Origin of the sequence: Bordetella petrii, assembly GCF_017356245.1 — a bacterium.
Classification (GTDB): Bacteria; Pseudomonadota; Gammaproteobacteria; order Burkholderiales; family Burkholderiaceae_B; genus Bordetella_A; species Bordetella_A petrii_D.
In genome coordinates, this window is the sequence record NZ_JAFMZZ010000001.1 from 1,097,869 (window position 1) to 1,114,556 (window position 16,688).

Here is a 16,688-nt window from a genome sequence, read left to right on the forward strand (position 1 = left end):
TCGGGCATCGCCCGAGTTAGTCCGTCAGATAAGACACGAGTCCAGTATACGGACAAGAATTGATCTGGGTCAAGCCTCGCTTTTGAATACAATCGCCACGTTGAACCCAACGTGGTATGGAATCAGGCATGGAAAACGACAAGCGCCAGGAAGGGGTCCGGGCGGTAGACCGGGCGCTGGATATTCTGTTGGCTTTTCGTCCCGGGGACGACGGGCTGACGGCGGCCGAGCTGCTCAAGCGCGTCGACCTGAGCCGCCCCACGCTGTACCGGCTGATCGCCACGCTGGAGCACAACGGCTTTCTGGTGTCGTCCGGCGAGCCGCAGCAATTCCGCCTGGGCAGTTCGGTGGCGCGGCTGGTGCACGTATGGACCACCAGCCACAAGATCGCCGACCTGGCATACCCGTCGCTGCAGCGCCTGTGGGAAGCCACCGGTGAAACCGTGGCGCTGTTCGTGCGCGAAGGCGACTACCGGGTGTGCTTCGCCGAGCTTGCCAGCCCGCAGCCCCTGAGTTTTCGCCGCGGCGTGGGCTATCGCGAAAAACTGGTGCTGGGCGCCAGCGGCCGCACCATCCTGGCGCGCATGAACCTGACCGAAAAAGAGCTCAAGCGCTACGCCGCCGACATCAAAATGGATGCCGCGGCCTACATGGCCGAGCTCGAGCGGGTGCGCAAGCTGGGCTACGCCACCAGCCGGCATGAGCTGATCGAAGGCGCCGTCGCGGTGGCGGCGCCCTATTTCAACGGCGCCGACGTCGCCGCCGGCTCGGTGTGCATTTTCGGCCCCAGCGTGCGCATGACGGCCGACCGCGTGAAAGCCTGCGGCGCGCAGCTGATCGAAGAAGCCGCCGTGCTGTCGCGGGCGCTGGGGCAGAAACCGGCCTGAATCGCAGGGACAGGCGTGTCCCTGGGGCCGGAAAAACCCCGGCAAGGTGCGGTAAGCTTACGGTAACGAAGGTTTGGAACACATTTTGCCTCTCGGGCAAGTCAATTGCGCGAGAGCACCAGAGGAAAATCCCCATGGCATCGGTCAATAAAGTCATTCTCGTCGGCAACCTGGGACGCGACCCCGAAGTCCGCTACAGCCCCGACGGCGCGGCCATCTGCAATGTTTCCATTGCCACCACCTCGCAATGGAAAGACAAGGCCAGCGGCGAGCGCCGCGAAGAAACCGAGTGGCACCGCGTGGTCATGTACAACCGCCTGGCCGAGATCGCCGGCGAATACCTGAAAAAGGGGCGTTCGGTGTACATCGAAGGCCGCCTGAAGACCCGCAAGTGGCAAGACAAGGACACCGGCGCCGACCGCTACAGCACCGAAATCGTGGCTGACCAGATGCAGATGCTGGGCGGCCGCGACAGCGGCGGCGAAGGCGGCTACGGCGGTGGCGGCGGCTACGACGACGCGCCGCGCCAGCAGCGCGCCCCGGCCCAGCGCCCGCCCGCGCAGCGTCCGGCCCCGGCCGCCGCGGCGCCCGCCGCCGGCGGCGCCGCGAACCTGGCGGACATGGACGACGATATTCCGTTCTGAAGCCCGCCTTCGGCACGGCCCCGGCGCGTTATCCCGGCCCCCTTTTCAAGGGGGCTTTTTCATTACGCGGCGCGCTTGCGCCACGCCAGGAACACCGCGGCGATGGGGGCCAGTATGGTCAGCCACGACAGGGTGTCCCAGATGCCATCGCCGAGCAGCGCCGAGACCAGGCCGATGGCGGTGGCCACGCCCAGCCACACCGGGGCGCGGAATACCTCGCGCGCCGATTGCAGGTGGTCGGTGCGCACCCGGCGCGACTCATATCGGTTCATGGCGCGGCCTCGTTGGTGTTGGTGCGGCGCAGGGCGGGGGCCGATTCCGGCGCGCCGCCGGACTGCGCTTTCGGCGCCGCCGCCGGCCGGGGTTTGCGCAGCCACAAGTACAGGCCGCTGCCCAGTATGACGATGGCGAAGATGTCCAGCACGGCCCACAGCAGCTTCAGCGGCAGGCCGCCGTAGTCGCCGAAATGCAGCGGCTGCGACAGGAAAAGCGTCTTCACGTACCAGGGCATGTCGCGCGTATCGGTCAGCTTGCCGGTGGTGGCGTCGACCAGGGCCGGCTTGAGCAGGCGCGCGGTGACGGGCGTGCTGCCCTTCAGGAAGAAGGTGTAGTGGTGCGGGCTTGAGAACATCGTTCCGGGAAAGGCGACCAGGCTGACCGTCATGTCGGGCACCGCGGCGCGGGCGGCGCGGATGGACGCTTCCAGGTGCGCGGGCTGGGTCACGGGCGGCAAGCCCCGGTAGGGCGCCGTCATTTCGGCCATCTGGTCCATCTGCCACAGGCCCAGGATGACCCGGTTCAGCGTATTGATCGTGCCCGTGAGCCCCACGACGGTTAGCCACACGACCGCCACAATGCCCAGCAGGTTGTGCCAGTCGAGCCACTTGACGCGCCTGCTGCGCTGGGTGCGCAGCGCGCCGAACTTGAGGCGGCGCATGAACGGGTAGTAGAGCACCACCCCCGACACAATGGCCACCACCATCAGCAGACCCATGGCCCCCAGGAACAGCATGCCGGGCAGCCCCGCGAACATGTCCGTATGGAGCTTGAGCATGACGTACATGAAGCCTTCATTGGTCGCGGGCTCGTCCAGCACCTGGGCGCTGCGGGAATCGACGATGACGGCATGGTTCTCTTCGGGCGGCGCATCGACGGCGCTGGCCATGGACACGTACGTGATGTCGGGGTGCTCGTCCTGTTCCCAGAACATGTAGCGGATGACCTCGCCCGGGCGGCGTTCCAGCGCGGCCTGCGCGATCCGGTCCAGGCTGGCGTTCGGCGTGCCCGCCGGCATGGGCGGGGCTTCGACCACGCCGGTCAGGTGTTCGATTTCTTCGTGGAAGATCAGCGGCAGGCCGGTCAGGCACAGCAGCAGCATGAATACCGTGCAGACCAGGCTGCTCCATTTGTGGATCCAGGACCAGGTGTGTGTGGACATGGGGCGTCCTTAGAAGCCGATGCTGGCCGACAGGGTGACGGTGCGCGGCGCGCCCACGAACAGATAGCCCGCGGTGGCGGTGCCCCAGTAATCCCTGTCGAACAGGTTTTCCACGTTCAGGCGGAAGGTGACGGGCTTGCCGCTGACTTTGGTTTCGTAGCGCGCGCCGGCATCGAAGCGGGTCCAGCCGGGTACCGACAGCGTGTTGGCGGCGTCGAGATAGGTGCTGGCGGTGTAGATCATGCGGCCGCTGAGCGTAAGGCCCGGCACGAAGGGGGTATCCCATTCTGCGCCCAGGTTGAATTGCCAGTCGGGCACGCCGATGGCCTTGTTGTCTTCGAGCCCGGGGTCCACGGCCTTGTTGATGACGCCGTCGATGTAGCTGATGCCGCCCAGCAGCCGCACGCCGCGCGCCACTTCGCCGGCGAAGGTGGCTTCGACGCCGCGGTTGCGCTGTTCGCCGAACACGCCGAAGGTATTGCCCGAGATGCCGGAACTGGGTTTGGTCAGTTCGAACAGGCTGAGGGTGGCCAGCATGTCGTCGTTCAGGTTGTACTTGAGGCCGATTTCTTTTTGCTTGGACTTGAACGGCGCCAGCTGTTCGCCCGGATTGCTGATCGCCGCGCTGGTGGGCGCGGTGTCGCCCTGGGACAGGCCTTCGACGTAGCTGGCGTACAGCGACAGGTCGGGCCGCAGCCTGAATACGATGCCGGCGAGCGGCGTGGTGGCGTGCTCGTCGTAGTACGGGCCGCTGGGTTCGCCGTTCATGAAGTTGTAGTTCTGGCCGGCCACCTGCTGGCGGCGCGCGCCCAGGGTCAGCTGCAGCTTGTCCTGCATGAACGACATCGTGTCCGCCAGGGCATAGCTGGTCAGTTTGGTGCGCAGGTATCGCTGCAGCGGGTTGTCGATGCCGGAGGTGGACGGGGTGTCGAAGACGTCGCCTGAATAAATGTTCGACGTGCCGGCTGGATATCCCGTGCCGGGCGGGGTTCCCGTGTAGAAGCCCAGGCGTTGGTCCTGGTCGAGCTTGGTGTAGCTGAAGGCGAGATTGTGGCTGACCGGCCCGGTGGAGAACCTGCCGCGCAGCCCGGCCTCGGTGGACTTGCTGTCGACCGTCATGCGTTGCCAGCCGCCGACGTAGGAATAGTCGCCCTGCGCATCCAGCAGCACGGGGTTGGCGGCGATCGCATCCCAGTCCAGTTTGCGCTGGCCGTATCCGGCGTAGGCGGTAATGTGGTCGGTCAGGTCGTATTCGATCTTGAAGACGCCCGACTTATTGGTGCCGTCGCTCCAGCCCAGGCCGGGATAGGGGTTGTTGTTGCTGGGCGCATCGGGGATGGAGGTCAGGTCAGGGCCCGGCTGGAACTGGCGCACCACATTGTCGATGCGTTCTTTCTGCCAGAGCAGGTCGATCGACGCGCGCAGCGCGTCGCCCCGGTAGTCCAGCGCCACGGAACCGAGGCTTTCGTCTACGGACTGGTCCTTGATCGGCGTATCGCCGTTGCGGGTCATGGCGTTGATGCGTACGCCGAAGGCGTTGTCCGGGCCGAAGCGGCGGCCGATGTCCGCGTGCACGCCGAACACCGAATCCGACGACACGCTGCCCGTCAGGCGGGTGATGGGTTCATCGGTGGCGCGCTTGGGCACCAGGTTGACGACGCCGCCCACGCTGCCGCCGGGCGCCATGCCGAACAGCGCCGCCGACGGACCCTTGATGATTTCCACCCGCTCCAGCGTTTCGATGGGGGCGCGCCAGTATGGCGTCAGGCCGAACATGCCGTTCAGCGCGAAGTCGCTGCTGGGCACCGTGAAGCCGCGGATGGTGAGGTCTTCGTTGATGTTGGACCGCGCGCTGCCCATGCGCACCGACGGGTCCGAGTTGGCCACGTCGGCGACCGAGCGGGCCTGCTCGTTTTCCATGGTCTGGGCGGTGTAGCTGGTAACGCTGAAGGGCGTGTCCATGACGGACGTGTTGCCCAGAATGCCCATGCGGGCGCCGCTGCCGATCTGGCCGCCCGCGATCGGCGCGGGCGCCTCGTCCATGGCCGCCGGCGCGCCCGATACGGTAATGGATGGCAGCACCGTCGTTGCCGTGGCCGTGTCCGGGCCGGCAGTTTGCGCCGTTACGGTTGCCGCATAGAGCACCGCGCCACCGGCAAGCGTTCGTTTAGCGGCCGTGGCCACGCGTTTTTTTGAGCCTGTACGGCTGTCCCCTGTTGCTCGCACAATGAGTTCCATGTTCAAAAAGAATCAAAACGAGGATGATAATTATTTTTGTTGAATAGTACCTCGTTTGGCCTCATGCGCGGTAGTGCCCGGATGTCGGCGGCAGGCTGCCGCCTGCCGCCTAGTGGTCCTATGAGGCCGGCGAGCCCTGGCTGGCCGCGCCGATCAACGCGGGCAATTCGTCCAGCCCGCCGGCGACGGCATGGGGCGTGGCGCCCAGTTCGTCGAAGGCGCCGCCGCGGCGGTTCACCCAGCAGACCCTGAAGCCGAAGTGGCGTGCACCGGCCGCATCCCAGGCATTCGACGACACAAAAAGAATCTGCGGCGGCGCCAGCCCCAGCGCCTGGCAGGCCAGCGTATAGACCCGCGGATCGGGCTTGAACACGCCGACCCGCTCGACGCTGAGCAGATGGGCAAAATGCTTCTGCAGGCCGGAGTGCCTGACGACGCTGTCGATCGAGAAAACCGATCCGTTCGACAGGATGGCCAGCGGCAGCCCCATGTCATTGAGCTGCTGTAGTGCCGCGGGGACTTCGGGATACGGCGACAGGTTCAGGTAGGCATTGCACAGCGCGGCGCGGGTAGGCTCGTCGAGGCCGAGCTTCAGGTGCCGGCAGGTGTAGACCAGCGCATCATGGGTGGCCTGCTCGAACGGCACATATTGCCCCATCAGGCTGCGCAGCCAGGTGTATTCGAGCTGCTTCTGCCGCCACAGTTCGCTGATCTGCATGCCTTGCCCGGGGTACGAGGCATTGCATTGCTGCACTACCGAATGAACGTCGTACAGCGTTCCGTACAGATCAAAGACGACGGCCTGCGTATGGGTCATGGCGCGTTCCTTTTTTTGAAGTGTCAGAGCGCGGAGTGATCTTTTACCGCCTCGGCGAGCCTGGGCTTCAGCGCCAGGAACCGCTCGTCCAGCGATGCGGGATCCGAGCGGTTCTGGGCGATCATGGCGGCCCGGACGTCTCCGCCCCGGATCACTTGCAGGGCGTCGGCCTCGATGCCTTCGACAATGGCCTGGGCGACGGCGGAGGCCGGCTCGCGGACAAAGCCCAGGTCGGGGCCGGCCTTGGAAGACGCCATCATCGGCGTGTCGGTCGCGCCGGGGTATGCCGTCAGGACGTGGACGCCCTCGCCCTTCAGTTCGCGGCGCAGCGCTTCGCCGAAGTGTGAAATTCCCGCCTTGACGGCGGCATAGGCGGTGTAGAAGGGAACGCCCACCAAGGCAATTCCCGAGGACACATTGACGATCATGCCGTTGCCCGAGGCGCGCAGGTGCGGCAGGGCGGCGCGTGCCAGCAGCATGGGCGCCAGCAGATTGACGCTGACCATCGTGGCGATGTCGTCGTCGGGGATATCTTCAATGCGCCCCGCGCGCACGCCGCCCGCGCTGTTGACCAGGATATCCAGGCCACCCATGGCCTGGCAGGCTGCCTGCAGGGCCCGCTGCCGGCCCTCGGCGGTGGCTACGTCGGCGTCTGTTCCATCGGCCTGCGCGCCGTCCGCACGCAACTGTTCGACGGCCTGCCGCACGACTGCTTCGCGCCGCCCCACGACGAAAACTGTGGCGCCCTTGTGCGCCAGTTCCATGGCCGTGGCCAGCCCGATGCCGCTGGATCCGCCGGTTATCAGGACTTTCTTTCCCTGTATGTTCATGTTCGCGTGCCTTTGAGGAATGCATGGATGGGCGGCAGCCGTGCTGCTTGCGAACAGTTTTAAATCATTTGATCTAAAACGGTCAAATCCCCTGCGGCCGTTGCGCGCCTGGATATGGCCGGCCAATGCGCCGGCGCCGGCAGCCCGCCGGTTCAGCGCCGCCCGCGGCGCGCCCGGGCCGAGCGCGATTCGCGCCAGGCGATGTACACGCCGCTGCCCACGATGAGCGCCGCGCCGGCGCAGTCGTACAGGTCGGGCGCGTCGTGCCACACCAGCCAGCCCAGCAGCGAGGCCCACAGCAGCGCGCCGTAGTCGAACGGCGCCACCACCGACGCCGGGCCGATGCGAAAGCCCTGGGTGATGAAGGTCAGCCCCAGGGTGCTGAACAATGCGATGCCGGCGAAGTGAGGCAGATGCGGCCATTGCAGCGGCGTCCAGAAGGCCGGCACGGCCACGGCGCTGCAGACGAGCTGGCCGGCCACGATATAGAACGTGGTGGTAAGCATGCTTTCGGCCCGCCCGATGGCGCGCGCGGTGAGCATCATGACGGCATACAGCACCGCCGTGACCAGTGGGTAAAGCGCGGCCGGCTGGAAGCTGGCCGCGCCCGGGCGCACAATGACCAGCACCCCGGCGAAGCCGGCGGCCACCGCCAGCCAGCGGGCGCCGTCCACGCGCTCTTTGAGCGCCAGTACCGACAGCGCGGTGACGAACAGCGGCGCGGCGAACACGATGGCGATGCCTTCGGCCAGCGGCAGGGACTGCAGGCCCAGGTAGAAAAAGCAGGCCGAGATGATGTTGAGGGCGCCGCGCAGCAGGTGCAGACCCAGGTGGCGCGTGCGCAGCGCCGGGCGGCCGCCCACCGCGGCAGCCAGGGCCAGCACGAAAGGCAGGGCGATGGCGGCGCGCAGGAACAGGATCTGTATCGGGCTGTAGTGCTGGCCCACCCATTTGGCCAGCGCGTCGCTGATGGTAAGGAACAGCACGCCGACTGACACGCAGGCGATGCCGGCGAGCGGACGATCGGTCATGGCACATCCGGGGTACGGCAGAGGAATGCCAATGATAGGGCAAGTGCGGCGGCCCACCGCGCCTAGCTGGGCGCCTGGGCGGGCACGGGCAGCGGCGCGTCGGCGATGCCGTCGCCCGCGCCGACCAGCGCGTAGTTGTACCCCTGTCCCGACCAATAGCGGGCCAGCAGCCTGCCGTCGCGCCGGCTGCCTTGCGCCAGCATCTGCTTGCCCGGCCCGGGCGGACGGATATAGAAACTGGCGCGTTGCCCGGCGTTTTCGTAGATGACGATCGCCGCCGGGCCCTGGTCGGTGGCCAGCAGGCGGGCTGCCACCGGCTTGAAGCCGCTGGCGCTGAGGTCGGGCAGGCGCTGGGCGTGCGCGAAGTAATCGTCCAGCCAGTTTTGCAGATTGCCCGCATCGGCGCGCACGTCCGGCTGCGGCGCGTGGTCGGAGGCAAACAGGCGATACGCCTGCACCGCGTCCTGCATGGGCAGCACCCGGTACGCCAGGGCGCTGTCGCGCGCGCCCCAGCCCGCGACGCCGCCCACGGCCAGCGCCACGGCCAGGCTGCCCGCCATTGCCAGCCGGCGCCGCGCGCGCGCGCGCAGCCGCGCGCGGACCGCGGCCGGGTCCAGGGCGGGGTTGGGCGGCAGGCTGTCCTGGCCGGCGGCCTGGCGCAGCTGCTGCGCGTCGCGCTGCCACGCGGCGAGTTCCTGGGCCTGCTCGGGGTGCGCCTGCAGGTAGGCCTCCATGGCCTGCCGCTGCGCGGCATCGAGCTGTCCGTCTACAAAGGCGTTGCGCGCCAGGTCGTCGATGGGGCGTTGGTTCATTTCAGTATCCTCAAGTGCGCCGCGCCGGCCTGCCCTTCGTTCAGGTCGCGCAATGCGCGCCGCGCGCGCGACAGGCGCGACATCACCGTGCCTGGCGGAATATCGAACAGGTCCGCTACCGCCTTGTAGCTGAGGCCTTCCACACTGACCAGCCACAGCAGGGTGCGCTGGGCCTCGGGCAGGCGTTCGAAGGTATCCAGCGAAGAGCGGGCCATCGCCTGGCGCTCGGCCGAGGGCGCCGCGGAATCGGCGCCGGCGAACCATTCGAGCAGCCGCGCGTAGCGGCGTGCACGGCGCTGCGAATCGAGAAACTGGCGGTACAGGATCGTGAACAGCCAGGCCCGCACGCTGCCCTGCGGGCGGCGGCTGTGCCAGCGCGTCAGGGCCCGTTCGAGGGTGGCCTGGACCAGGTCGTCGGCGGCGGCCGGGTCGCGCGTGAGCCGCAGGGCGAACCGGCGCAGCCGCGGCAAGAGCAGGCGCAGCACGGCATCAGACAGCTCTTCTGCCTGGATGGCATCGTCCTCGCTGGATACGGGCCCCGGCGGGGGCGAGCGTACCGGTCGAATCATGTGAGTTCCTGTGCAGACCCGCGCCCATGGCGCCACAAGCTTACAGGCCAATATGGTAGGACGCCGGCCGGGCCGGTTTATTCCCTGGGGGAATAATTTTCGGGGCCCATCGTCTTACCCGGGTATTCCTCGCAAAGCCAAGGAGCCTTATGCCGCAATCTCCTCAACGCGAAGCCCGGCCGCTCGATGCCCGGCAAATCTGCCTGCGCCTGGGCGCGATCGGCGCCATTGTGCTGGGCTCGGGCGCCGCCTTCGCCTACGTGGGCGGCTGGCTGGACCCGCAGCGCCTGACGCCGGACCGGGTGGTCGATGTGCTGGAAGCGAACAGCGGCGTTCACGCCGGCTACCGCCGCAATCATGCCAAGGGGGTCTGTGTGGCGGGCCATTTCGAAAGCAGCGGCGCGGCGCAGGCCCTGTCGACGGCGGCGCTGTTCGCGCCGGGCAATACGCCGGTGGTGGGGCGGCTGGCCGTGCCGGGCGGCAACCCTTATGCGTCGGATTCCAGCGTGCCCATACGCAGTTTCGCCTTGCGCTTTACGTCGCCCAACGGCGAACAATGGCGCACCGGCATGAACAGCATGCCGGTGTTCGTGGTGGCCACACCGCAGGCGTTCTATGAGCAGCAGCTCGCGGCCCGGCGCGAGCCCGCCACCGGCAAGCCCGATCCGCAACGCATGCAGGCCTTTTTCGCGGCGCACCCCGAAACCGCGGCATTCCGCGCCTGGGCCAAGACGGCCAGGCCGTCGGCCAGCTACGCCACCGAAAGCTACTACGCCCTGCACGCGTTTTACTTTATTGATGCCCAGGGCAGGCGGCAGCCGGTGCGCTGGCGCCTGGCGCCGCTGGATGCCTCGCCCGCGCCCGCCGCGGCGCCCGCGCACGATGCCGATTACCTGCAGGCCGACCTGCAGCGGCGCCTGGCGCAAGGCCCCCTGCGCTGGCGCTTGCTGGTCACGCTGGGCGCGCCGGGCGATCCCACCAATGACGCGACCCGGCAGTGGCCGGCCGACCGGCCCACGGTCGAGGCGGGTGTCGTGGTGATTACGCGCAGCGCCTCGCAAAACGAGGGCCCCTGCCGCGACGTGAACTACGACCCGACCGTGCTGCCGCGCGGTATGGCCATTTCCGATGATCCGCTGCTGCCGGCCCGTTCGGCCGCCTATGCCGCGTCGTACGAGCGCCGCACCAGCGAAGGGCCGCCCCGGGATGCCACGGCACCATCCCAGCCCAATCACCCGGAGCACGCGCAATGAACCCATCTACCCAACGACCCTCGGCGGGATTCAGCTTGCCCGCGCGTCTGCTGCACTGGCTGATGGCGATCGGCATGATCGCGATGCTGTTCATCGGCGTCGGCATGGTGGCCTCGGTGTCCGAGCGGCACCAATGGTTGATACAGATCCACAAGCCCCTGGGCCTGGCGCTGCTGGCGCTGGCGTGCGTGCGCCTGGCCAGGCGGCTGTACGGGGGCGCGCCGGCGCTGCCGGCCGGCATGCCGGCCTGGCAGCGCCTTGCCGCGCACGCTTCGCACGTGCTGCTGTACGCGCTGATGTTCGCCATGCCGCTGATCGGGTGGGCCATGGTGTCGGCCGGCGGCTACCCGGTGATGGCGGGCAGCTGGCAGTTGCCGCCCATCGCGCCTGTCGATGCGGCGCTATTCGCGTGGTTGCGGGGCGCGCACCGGTACCTGGCTTTCTTGCTGTTCGCCACGGTGCTGCTGCACCTGGCCGCCGCGCTGTTCCATGGCTGGATACGGCGTGATGGCGTGCTGCAGGCGATGACGCGCGGCCGTTGAGCAGCGGCGCGCAATGGCGCCGGCCCGGGGCGCGGCATTGGTGCCGCAAAGGCAACATCGTGGTCCCCTGCGCGGATCTACCGCCGCCCCGGCAAGCTGCCTACGATAAGCCCGTGCCATCCACCACGCGAAGGAGAAGCTCATGTTGAAATTCATTCGGACCGGGCTGCCGCTGATCGCCGCCGGCTCGCTGTTCGGCCAGCTGGCGCTGGCCGCGCCGGCAGGCCATGCCATGCATTCCACCGCCGCGCCCGAGCCCATCGTGACGCCGCTGATGACCAAAGACCTGCCGGACATTCCCGGCAAGGACGCGCTGATGATCACGGTCGAGTATCCGCCGGGCGGCGCCGACCCCGTGCATCGCCATGACGCGCACGGCTTCATCTATGTGCTCGAGGGCAGCATCGTCATGCAGGTCAAGGGCGGCAAAGAGGTGACGCTGACGCCCGGCCAGACCTTCTATGAAGGCCCCGACGATGTCCATACGGTGGGGCGCAATGCCAGCCAGACCCGGCCCGCCAGGTTCCTGGTGGTGCTGATCAAGCAGAAGGGCGCGCCCGCACTGTTGCCAGTAGAATGAATTCCCGCCCCGGGGCCGGGCCGCCCGGCCGCGGCGGCAACGGGTCAGCCGATTGGCCGATAACGTCTGAAGGCTATGGACAAGAAAGCATCCCCCGCCGACGCGATTGCGGCCCCTGCTTCCGAGGCCCCTGCCGCGCCGGTCACGCCATGCGCCGGCCCCGATTCGCTGGCCTACAGTTTCGCCACCAGCTATGCCGGCGTGGTGGCCTTTATCGCGGTGGCCGCGGAAGGCAATTTCGCCAAGGCCGGCGACCGCCTGGGCATCGGCCGTTCGGCAGTCAGCCGCAGCGTGCAGAAGCTGGAACACCAGCTGGGCACCCGGCTGTTCGTGCGCACCACCCGCAATACCTCGCTGACCCGCGAAGGCGAACTGTTCTACGAAAACTGCCATCCGGGCGTCGAGCGCATCGTGCAGGCGCTGGACGACATGCGCGAACTGCGCGAAGGACCGCCTTCGGGGCAATTGCGCGTGTGCGCCACGGCAGGGTTCGGCCGCAAGATCGTCGCGCCCTTGCTGGGCGGCTTCCTGGCGGCTTATCCGGAAATCTCGGTCGAGCTGCTGCTGGACGACGGCCCCATCGATTTCACGACAGACCGCATCGACGTATCGTTTCGCAATGGCCGCATGGAAGACAGCCAGGTGATCGCCAAACAGCTGATCCCGATGCAGATGCTGTTGTGCGCCTCGCCCGCCTATGCCGCCGCGCACGGCTTGCCGGCCGGCATCGAAGACCTGGCCAGCCATCGCTGCGTGAATTTTCGCCTGGCCTCGGGGCGCATGTGCGAATGGGAATTCAAGGTGGCCGGCCACATGCGCAAGTTCGCGCCGCAGGCCATGCTGGCGTTCAACGATGCCGACCTGGTGCTGCAGGCCGTGCTCGACGGCCGGGGGGTGGCCCAGCTGGCCGGCTACCAGATCAGCGAACACCTGCGCGCGGGCACTCTGGTGGCCTGCCTGCCGCAGTACGCACCGGATGACCGCGGCCACTACATCTGCTACCTGAGCCGCCAGCACCTGCCGGGGCGCATACGCGTGTTCATCGACTACATGACCGCGCAGATCCGCGCGCTGGACCTGCAGACGCTGGAAGCCTTCCTGCTCAAGCCGCGCTAGCCGGCGCCGGCCTTATTGCGTCAGGGCGACCACGCTGTGCATGCCCTGCCGCGCCATCTTCGAATATGGGCACAGGCGCTCGGTGTTGCGCACCAGCTCTTCGGCCACGGCCCGGTCTATGCCCGGCAGGTGGATGTTGACGTGCGCCGTCAGCGCGTACAGGCCGTCGACGGGATCGCGGCCAAAGGTGACGGACACCTTGACTTCGGCGTCGGGGACGTCCAGGCCGGCCTTGGCGGCCAGCAGGCTGAGCGCCCCATGAAAGCACGCGGCGTAGCCGGCCGCGAGCAGCTGTTCGGGGTTGGTGCCCCCGGCAGGGCCGCCAAGCTCGGTGGGCAGCCGCAGATTCACCTGCAGTTCGCCGTCGTCGGAACGCGCGATGCCTGACGCCCGCCCGTGGCGGGCCTCGCCGCCCTGCACAGTGACGGTGGTGGAGTACAGCGCCTGGAAGTCTTCGCCCCGGTATTTGTCCAGCAGGCTCAGTGAAGGAGGTTGCAGTTTGCTCATGAAATGTCCTTGACGCAGCGCCCGAACACGGGTGGGCACGGGCGTATGGTAGGTCGTGAGCAAACCGGGCGGTAGGCCCGATCAGGGGATCATGGTGTTGCCGTGCCGGCACCAATCGCCAACCGAGTGTTGACCTGGCGGCAACGGTGGGCAATGCGCCGGGCGCGCCGCGCCCGGCGGCGCCTTCAGTCCAGGCTGATCTTCGCGTTCTCGATCAGCTTTTCGTAGGTGGCCGATTTTTCGTCGAGCCGCTTGCGCAGTTCGGGCAGCGGCCAGTTCAGCGGTTCGAAGGCAAAGGTGTCGAAGCGCTTGCGCAGTGCGGGGTCGGCCAGCACCGTGGTCACGTCGGTGTAGATCTTGTCGCGCACGCTGTCGGGTATGCCTTTGGGGGCGAGCAGCGACACGATCGAATTGACGTCGAGTTCGGCGGGGCCGCCGGCTTCGGCCACGGTGGGCACATTGGGGTACTGCGGATGGCGCTTCGGGGCGGCGATGGCCAGGTAGCGCAGCTTGCCGCTGTCGTACACGGGGCGCGTGGACGGGATGGTGCCGAAGGCCCAATCCACTTCGCCGGTAGCCACCGCGGTGTACAGCTGGCTGACTTCTTTGTACGGCACGTGGATCATCTTGGTGCCGGTCAGCGCGCCCAGCCATTCGCCGCCCAGGTGCCCGGGACTGCCCACGAACCACGAGCCGTAGGTCAGGCGGTCGGGCTTGGCCTTGGCCGCGTTGACCAGATCGGTGACGTTCTTCCAGGGCGACTGGCTGCTGATGGCGATCATGAACGGGGTGTAGAACACCGGCGCCACCAGGTCGAATTTTTCCAGCGGGACGTAATGGCGCGACTTGTACAGGTGCGGCAGCGCCGAGACGTGCTCGCTGTCGAGCTGCAGCAGGGCGTAGCCGTCGGCGGGCAGCTTGGCCACCGCCTCCATGGCGATGAAGCCGCCGCCGCCCGGGCGGTTTTCGACGATGACCGGCTGCTGCCACTTCTTGCTGAGCGCCTGGCCCAGGATGCGCAGCACCACATCCGGGCCGCTGCCCACGGAGAACGCCGTGTACAGGGTGACCGGCCGGGCCGGGAAGGCGGGCGCCTGGGCCCAGGCGGTGCTGGCCAGGCTGGCGGTGGCCAGCGCGGCGGCCAGCAGAGTGCGGCGTAGTCGGGACGGCATGTTTGTCTCCAGGATCTGTTGTCGTTGTCGGCAGGGGTGTGCCGCTTGGACGCCTGGCTTTCTGCCGCCGGCGCGCACCCATTATGGGTAGCCAGGTATGCGGGAAAAAATGAAATATTCGTATTATTTATACGGAAAAACGTATGCGCGGCCCGGCTTCAGGGGTCGGCCTTGGACGCCGGCGGCGTGGGCGCCCAGGCCAGCGCCGCGAGAATGCCCGCCACCGCCCCGGCCGCCACGTACCAGGCGCCCGGCAGCAGCTTGCTGGCCAGGGCTGCCACCACCAGGCTGGCCAGCCACGGCCAGGCCCGCCGCAGGCCGCGCCACATACCGCGCAGCATGACCAGGAACACGGCGGGAAAAGCCATGTCCAGGCCGTAGGCCTCGGGGTGGCCCAGCAGCGGGCCCAGAATGGCGCCCAGGGTGGTGCAGCCGACCCAGGCCACGTAGAACACCAGCGATGAGCCCAGGTAGTAGGCCAGGCTGAATGCCGGCCCGATGCCCTGTTCGGCGCGGCGCCGCGTGTCGGCCATGGACAGGGCCCAGCTGGCGTCGGTCATGAGGAATAGCGCGGGCAGCACCTTGCGCCTGGGCAGGTGCTGCAGGAAGGGCGTGAGCGCCGCGCCCATGACCAGCATGCGGCTGTTGACCAGGAAGGTGACGGCCATGATCAGCAGGAAATGCGGCGGCGAACTCCACAGGCCCAGGGCGGCGAATTCCGACCCGCCGGCGAAGTTCAGGCCGGTCATGAGCGGCACTTCGAACGGTGTCAGGCCTTTTTGCGCGGCCTGCGCGCCCAGCACCAGGCCGAACGGGATGATGCCGAACAGCACCGGCAGGCTGGCCGTGGCGCCGGCGCAGCACTGCGTCCAGGTGGTGGCTGGGCCGGAGGCCTGGCGTGCACCGGCGCGGCGGGTTTTCAAGTGGCTCATGCGGGGCAATGGCGGCGGGTGGGCGGCATCAGGCCAGCAGGTGGCGCAGCAGCGCGGCGCTGCCCACGCCGATGATGACGGTGGGCAGCAGCGGCAGGCGGGTGGCGGCGAGCACTGTACAGGCCAGCGCGATCAGGTCGGCGGGCCGGTCGGCCACGAAGGCGGGCGCGATGACCGAGATCAGCACGCAGCCGGGCGCCGCTTCCAGCACGGCCATCGCGCGCGGGCTCAGGCTGCGGTTGCGCAGCAGCACGTAGCCGCCGATGCGGGCCAGGTAAGTGACGGTGGCCATCAGGGCGATGGCAAGCAGGTTGGCGGGATCGACCATGGGACGGGTGCGGGCAAAAGGGTGCGGGGGCTGCGCGCGGCAGTGGTCACATGATACCGGCGGCGCGCGGTCTATTGCCCTGCGCCGGGGCCGGCCTGCAGCATGTCTTTCAGCTGCCCGATATTCTTCAGCGTGCTTTGCAGGTGTTCGCGCATGGCGCGCGAGGCGTCTTCGTTGCGTTCGCGTTCCAGCAGTTCCAGGATGTGCAGGTGCTGCTCGCAATGCTGCTTGTAGCGCTTGCGGTCGCGCATCGAGCGGTACGACAGCAGGCGGCGCACGCGGTTGACGCGGCGCACGGTGTCGATGAAGAACGGATTGCCCGACGCCTCGACCAGCGATTCATGGAAGCGCACGCCGCGGTCGTGCAGCTGGTCGGCGGTATCGGTTTCGATGCCGCCGGCCAGCAGGTGCAATTCTGCCTGGCGGCAGCGCGCCAGCACGGCCGGGTCGAGACGGTAGCCGGGCTCCAGCAGCGCCGCGGGCTCCAGCGCCAGGCGCAGGCGGTATGACTGCAGCAGGGCGTCGGGGGTGCGCATCATGCCCGAGAATTCCCAGCCATAACCGGGCCGGCGCTCGGCCCAGCCCTCGTTGGCGATGCGCCCCAGCACCGTGTTGAGCTGTGCGGGCGTCAGCCCGTAGCGGGCGCGCATCTGGGATTCGGTGAACGAGGTGGCCAGCTCGCCGCGCAGCAAGTCGTCGGCAATGCGGAAGTAGATCTCGGTAGTGGTGTCGTGCGCCGGCAGGCCCAGCGCGGCGCTCAGGTCCCGGGCGCCGGACGGGACAGCCCGGGCCACGAAGTAGCCGCGGTTGCGCTGGCGCGCCAGCACGCCTTTTTCATGCAGATGCCGCAAGGCCTCGTTGATGGGCGAACGCGACACGCGCAGCCGGTCGGCCAGCATCTGCGCGGGCAAATGGGCGCCCACCGGCAGGCCGTCGGCCTGTATCAGTTCGACGATCTGGGCGGCCAGGGGTATCTGCGGGGTCATGAACGG

General features: G+C 67.9%; 19 protein-coding genes. 6 read left to right on the forward strand and 13 right to left on the reverse strand.

Going from position 1 to position 16,688, the window contains the following annotated elements; translation table 11 throughout:
* The first annotated feature begins 128 nt into the window (after positions 1-128).
* Together J2P76_RS05320 and ssb are read left to right on the forward strand one after the other, a co-directional pair.
* Positions 129-887 carry an IclR family transcriptional regulator gene (locus J2P76_RS05320; RefSeq protein WP_207405025.1) on the forward strand — a complete coding sequence of 253 codons (759 nt, stop codon included), beginning with the start codon at positions 129-131 and terminating at the stop codon, positions 885-887.
* A gap of 134 nt (positions 888-1,021) precedes the next feature.
* Positions 1,022-1,531 carry a single-stranded DNA-binding protein gene (gene ssb / locus J2P76_RS05325; RefSeq protein ID WP_207405028.1) on the forward strand — a complete coding sequence of 170 codons (510 nt, stop codon included), beginning with the start codon at positions 1,022-1,024 and terminating at the stop codon, positions 1,529-1,531.
* Positions 1,532-1,593: 62 nt separating this feature from the next.
* Here the strand turns inward: ssb and J2P76_RS05330 are convergent, their stop codons facing one another.
* The 8 genes from J2P76_RS05330 to J2P76_RS05365 form a co-directional block, all read right to left on the reverse strand.
* Positions 1,594-1,803 carry a hypothetical protein gene (locus J2P76_RS05330; RefSeq protein ID WP_207405030.1) on the reverse strand — a complete coding sequence of 70 codons (210 nt, stop codon included), beginning with the start codon at positions 1,801-1,803 and terminating at the stop codon, positions 1,594-1,596.
* Entirely contained in the window at positions 1,800-2,969 is a 1,170-nt protein-coding gene (locus J2P76_RS05335; protein ID WP_207405032.1) for a PepSY-associated TM helix domain-containing protein, read from the reverse strand. The genes J2P76_RS05330 and J2P76_RS05335 overlap by 4 nt, the downstream gene beginning before the upstream one ends.
* Before the next feature lie 9 nt (positions 2,970-2,978).
* The gene (locus tag J2P76_RS05340; RefSeq protein ID WP_347565288.1) at positions 2,979-5,051 is read right to left on the reverse strand and encodes a TonB-dependent receptor; all 2,073 of its coding nucleotides are present in this window, start codon (positions 5,049-5,051) and stop codon (positions 2,979-2,981) included.
* Between the two features lie 274 nt (positions 5,052-5,325).
* Positions 5,326-6,024 (reverse strand): haloacid dehalogenase type II, encoded by a 699-nt coding sequence (locus J2P76_RS05345; protein ID WP_207405036.1) that lies wholly within the window; start codon positions 6,022-6,024, stop codon positions 5,326-5,328.
* A 23-nt stretch (positions 6,025-6,047) separates the two neighbouring features.
* Positions 6,048-6,854 (reverse strand): SDR family NAD(P)-dependent oxidoreductase, encoded by an 807-nt coding sequence (locus tag J2P76_RS05350; RefSeq protein ID WP_207405038.1) that lies wholly within the window; start codon positions 6,852-6,854, stop codon positions 6,048-6,050.
* Positions 6,855-7,006: 152 nt separating this feature from the next.
* Positions 7,007-7,885, reverse strand: coding sequence for a DMT family transporter (locus tag J2P76_RS05355; protein WP_207405040.1), 879 nt, complete (start codon positions 7,883-7,885; stop codon positions 7,007-7,009).
* A gap of 62 nt (positions 7,886-7,947) precedes the next feature.
* Positions 7,948-8,697 carry an anti-sigma factor family protein gene (locus J2P76_RS05360; protein ID WP_207405042.1) on the reverse strand — a complete coding sequence of 250 codons (750 nt, stop codon included), beginning with the start codon at positions 8,695-8,697 and terminating at the stop codon, positions 7,948-7,950.
* Positions 8,694-9,209, reverse strand: coding sequence for a sigma-70 family RNA polymerase sigma factor (locus J2P76_RS05365; protein WP_207409125.1), 516 nt, complete (start codon positions 9,207-9,209; stop codon positions 8,694-8,696). The genes J2P76_RS05360 and J2P76_RS05365 overlap by 4 nt, the downstream gene beginning before the upstream one ends.
* Before the next feature lie 206 nt (positions 9,210-9,415).
* Between J2P76_RS05365 and J2P76_RS05370 the strand changes: the two genes are divergently transcribed.
* The 4 genes from J2P76_RS05370 (at position 9,416) to J2P76_RS05385 (ending at position 12,757) form a co-directional block, all read left to right on the forward strand.
* The gene (locus J2P76_RS05370) at positions 9,416-10,519 is read left to right on the forward strand and encodes a catalase family peroxidase (RefSeq protein ID WP_207405044.1); all 1,104 of its coding nucleotides are present in this window, start codon (positions 9,416-9,418) and stop codon (positions 10,517-10,519) included.
* A complete protein-coding gene (locus J2P76_RS05375) occupies positions 10,516-11,061 on the forward strand; it encodes a cytochrome b (protein WP_207405046.1) in 546 nt (181 codons plus the stop codon). The genes J2P76_RS05370 and J2P76_RS05375 overlap by 4 nt, the downstream gene beginning before the upstream one ends.
* 142 nt (positions 11,062-11,203) lie before the next feature.
* Positions 11,204-11,641, forward strand: coding sequence for a cupin domain-containing protein (locus tag J2P76_RS05380; protein ID WP_207405048.1), 438 nt, complete (start codon positions 11,204-11,206; stop codon positions 11,639-11,641).
* 75 nt (positions 11,642-11,716) lie between these two features.
* On the forward strand, positions 11,717-12,757 hold the full coding sequence (locus tag J2P76_RS05385; protein WP_207405050.1) for a LysR family transcriptional regulator: 1,041 nt from the start codon (positions 11,717-11,719) through the stop codon (positions 12,755-12,757).
* A gap of 12 nt (positions 12,758-12,769) precedes the next feature.
* Here the strand turns inward: J2P76_RS05385 and J2P76_RS05390 are convergent, their stop codons facing one another.
* The 5 genes from J2P76_RS05390 to J2P76_RS05410 all read right to left on the reverse strand — a co-directional run bounded on the left by J2P76_RS05390 (position 12,770) and on the right by J2P76_RS05410 (position 16,682).
* Complete coding sequence (locus tag J2P76_RS05390) at positions 12,770-13,264, reverse strand: Ohr family peroxiredoxin (RefSeq protein WP_207405051.1); 495 nt, start codon at positions 13,262-13,264, stop codon at positions 12,770-12,772.
* Positions 13,265-13,449: 185 nt separating this feature from the next.
* The gene (locus tag J2P76_RS05395; RefSeq protein ID WP_207405053.1) at positions 13,450-14,436 is read right to left on the reverse strand and encodes a Bug family tripartite tricarboxylate transporter substrate binding protein; all 987 of its coding nucleotides are present in this window, start codon (positions 14,434-14,436) and stop codon (positions 13,450-13,452) included.
* 158 nt (positions 14,437-14,594) lie between these two features.
* Positions 14,595-15,368 carry an AzlC family ABC transporter permease gene (locus J2P76_RS05400; protein WP_207405055.1) on the reverse strand — a complete coding sequence of 258 codons (774 nt, stop codon included), beginning with the start codon at positions 15,366-15,368 and terminating at the stop codon, positions 14,595-14,597.
* A 28-nt stretch (positions 15,369-15,396) separates the two neighbouring features.
* Positions 15,397-15,696: an AzlD family protein gene (locus J2P76_RS05405; protein ID WP_207405057.1), complete on the reverse strand. Its 300-nt coding sequence runs from the start codon at positions 15,694-15,696 to the stop codon at positions 15,397-15,399.
* A gap of 71 nt (positions 15,697-15,767) precedes the next feature.
* A complete protein-coding gene (locus tag J2P76_RS05410) occupies positions 15,768-16,682 on the reverse strand; it encodes a GntR family transcriptional regulator (RefSeq protein WP_207405058.1) in 915 nt (304 codons plus the stop codon).
* Positions 16,683-16,688: the final 6 nt, after the last annotated feature.